General features: G+C 50.1%; 19 tRNA genes. All 19 read right to left on the bottom strand.

Annotation, left to right across the window (positions count from 1 at the left end):
- Positions 1-258: 258 nt before the first annotated feature.
- The 19 genes from I2F89_RS15270 to I2F89_RS15360 all read right to left on the bottom strand — a co-directional run bounded on the left by I2F89_RS15270 (position 259) and on the right by I2F89_RS15360 (position 1950).
- Positions 259-330 (bottom strand) — tRNA-Glu (locus I2F89_RS15270).
- Positions 331-350: 20 nt separating this feature from the next.
- Positions 351-424: transfer RNA gene (locus tag I2F89_RS15275), tRNA-Ile, on the bottom strand.
- A gap of 11 nt (positions 425-435) precedes the next feature.
- A tRNA-Gly gene (locus tag I2F89_RS15280) sits at positions 436-506 on the bottom strand.
- Positions 507-510: 4 nt separating this feature from the next.
- Positions 511-583: transfer RNA gene (locus I2F89_RS15285), tRNA-Phe, on the bottom strand.
- Positions 584-586: 3 nt separating this feature from the next.
- Positions 587-659 (bottom strand) — tRNA-Asp (locus I2F89_RS15290).
- An 18-nt stretch (positions 660-677) separates the two neighbouring features.
- Positions 678-751, bottom strand: a tRNA-Met gene (locus I2F89_RS15295).
- Between the two features lie 12 nt (positions 752-763).
- Positions 764-853, bottom strand: a tRNA-Ser gene (locus I2F89_RS15300).
- Between the two features lie 13 nt (positions 854-866).
- Positions 867-938: transfer RNA gene (locus tag I2F89_RS15305), tRNA-Glu, on the bottom strand.
- 14 nt (positions 939-952) lie between these two features.
- Positions 953-1040: transfer RNA gene (locus I2F89_RS15310), tRNA-Ser, on the bottom strand.
- A 24-nt stretch (positions 1041-1064) separates the two neighbouring features.
- A tRNA-Ile gene (locus I2F89_RS15315) sits at positions 1065-1138 on the bottom strand.
- A 12-nt stretch (positions 1139-1150) separates the two neighbouring features.
- Positions 1151-1221: transfer RNA gene (locus I2F89_RS15320), tRNA-Gly, on the bottom strand.
- Between the two features lies 1 nt (position 1222).
- Positions 1223-1298, bottom strand: a tRNA-Asp gene (locus I2F89_RS15325).
- Positions 1299-1316: 18 nt separating this feature from the next.
- A tRNA-Met gene (locus tag I2F89_RS15330) sits at positions 1317-1390 on the bottom strand.
- Positions 1391-1401: 11 nt separating this feature from the next.
- Positions 1402-1491 (bottom strand) — tRNA-Ser (locus tag I2F89_RS15335).
- A 22-nt stretch (positions 1492-1513) separates the two neighbouring features.
- A tRNA-Ile gene (locus I2F89_RS15340) sits at positions 1514-1587 on the bottom strand.
- Positions 1588-1601: 14 nt separating this feature from the next.
- Positions 1602-1675, bottom strand: a tRNA-Met gene (locus I2F89_RS15345).
- A 28-nt stretch (positions 1676-1703) separates the two neighbouring features.
- A tRNA-Ala gene (locus I2F89_RS15350) sits at positions 1704-1776 on the bottom strand.
- A 17-nt stretch (positions 1777-1793) separates the two neighbouring features.
- A tRNA-Pro gene (locus tag I2F89_RS15355) sits at positions 1794-1867 on the bottom strand.
- A 9-nt stretch (positions 1868-1876) separates the two neighbouring features.
- Positions 1877-1950, bottom strand: a tRNA-Arg gene (locus tag I2F89_RS15360).
- Positions 1951-1952: the final 2 nt, after the last annotated feature.

Consider the following 1952-nt stretch of genomic DNA (forward strand, 5'->3'; position numbering starts at 1 on the left):
AATCTGAGCCAGAATGAGGTTCATTCTGACCCAGATTTAATTTTTCGCAACTCATCAGTCCTTATTGACAAAGAGCCGGTTTTCCAAGATCGATCCAAAAAAAAAAGAATCAATCGAAGCCTATTTCTGCTTCGATTGATTCTCGATGAAATTCTTCTAATTTGAACTCACCAACACTACTTGTCGAAGAGCCATTTAAACTCGCCAACACTACTTGTCAAAGAGCAAAAAAAAGATACTTACATGAAGTATCTTCGATGACCCGTACGGGATTCGAACCCGTGTTACCGCCGTGAAAGGGCGGTGTCTTAACCGCTTGACCAACGGGCCAGGTAAAAATATGAAAGTAATGGGCCTAAATGGACTCGAACCATCGACCTCACGCTTATCAGGCGTGCGCTCTAACCAGCTGAGCTATAGGCCCATAAAAACTAAAGCGGGTGACGAGAATCGAACTCGCGACAACAGCTTGGAAGGCTGTGGTTTTACCACTAAACTACACCCGCAGTATGGCGCGGGACAGAATCGAACTGCCGACACATGGAGCTTCAATCCATTGCTCTACCAACTGAGCTACCGAGCCAAACGGTTCCGACGGGAATCGAACCCGCGATCTCCTGCGTGACAGGCAGGCATGTTAACCCCTACACCACGGAACCAATGTTTTTAGTTTTTAATTGCGGGAGCAGGATTTGAACCTACGACCTTCGGGTTATGAGCCCGACGAGCTACCAGACTGCTCCATCCCGCGATAATATGAAAAAGGAGGATAAGGGATTCGAACCCTTGCACGGTTTTACCCGCCTGACGGTTTTCAAGACCGTTCCCTTCAGCCGGACTTGGGTAATCCTCCAATATAAAGCTAATGACCCGTACGGGATTCGAACCCGTGTTACCGCCGTGAAAGGGCGGTGTCTTAACCGCTTGACCAACGGGCCAGATAAAAATGAAACGGAGAAGGAGGGATTTGAACCCTCGCGCCGGTTTCCCGACCTACACCCTTAGCAGGGGCGCCTCTTCAGCCACTTGAGTACTTCCCCAAAACCATTAAGATTTTGAATAAATGGGCCTAAATGGACTCGAACCATCGACCTCACGCTTATCAGGCGTGCGCTCTAACCAGCTGAGCTATAGGCCCATAAAAACTAAAAGCGGGTGACGAGAATCGAACTCGCGACAACAGCTTGGAAGGCTGTGGTTTTACCACTAAACTACACCCGCGTGGCGGTCCCGACGGGAATCGAACCCGCGATCTCCTGCGTGACAGGCAGGCATGTTAACCCCTACACCACGGAACCAATGTTTTTAGTTTTTAATTGCGGGAGCAGGATTTGAACCTACGACCTTCGGGTTATGAGCCCGACGAGCTACCAGACTGCTCCATCCCGCGATAATATGAAAAGGAGGATAAGGGATTCGAACCCTTGCACGGTTTTACCCGCCTGACGGTTTTCAAGACCGTTCCCTTCAGCCGGACTTGGGTAATCCTCCAATATGAAATACAACGTCGCTATGGACCTTGTAGGACTCGAACCTACGACCGGACGGTTATGAGCCGTCTGCTCTAACCAACTGAGCTAAAGGTCCAGGCTCTTAAATAATCGCGGCGGAGGGGATCGAACCCCCGACCTCCCGGGTATGAACCGGACGCTCTAGCCAGCTGAGCTACACCGCGAAAAAAAGTATTCATTATTTAAATGAAATGGAGCCTAGCGGGATCGAACCGCTGACCTCCTGCGTGCAAAGCAGGCGCTCTCCCAGCTGAGCTAAGGCCCCTTGAAACTATTTACTAATCGGGAAGACAGGATTCGAACCTGCGACCCCTTGGTCCCAAACCAAGTGCTCTACCAAGCTGAGCTACTTCCCGTAAAACTAACGCGCCCAAGAGGAGTCGAACCCCTAACCTTTTGATCCGTAGTCAAACACTCTATCCAATTGAGCTATGGGCGCAT

The sequence above is a fragment of the Enterococcus sp. 1001283B150225_161107_E12 genome (genome assembly GCF_015556925.1).
Classification (GTDB): Bacteria; Bacillota; Bacilli; order Lactobacillales; family Enterococcaceae; genus Enterococcus_B; species Enterococcus_B mundtii.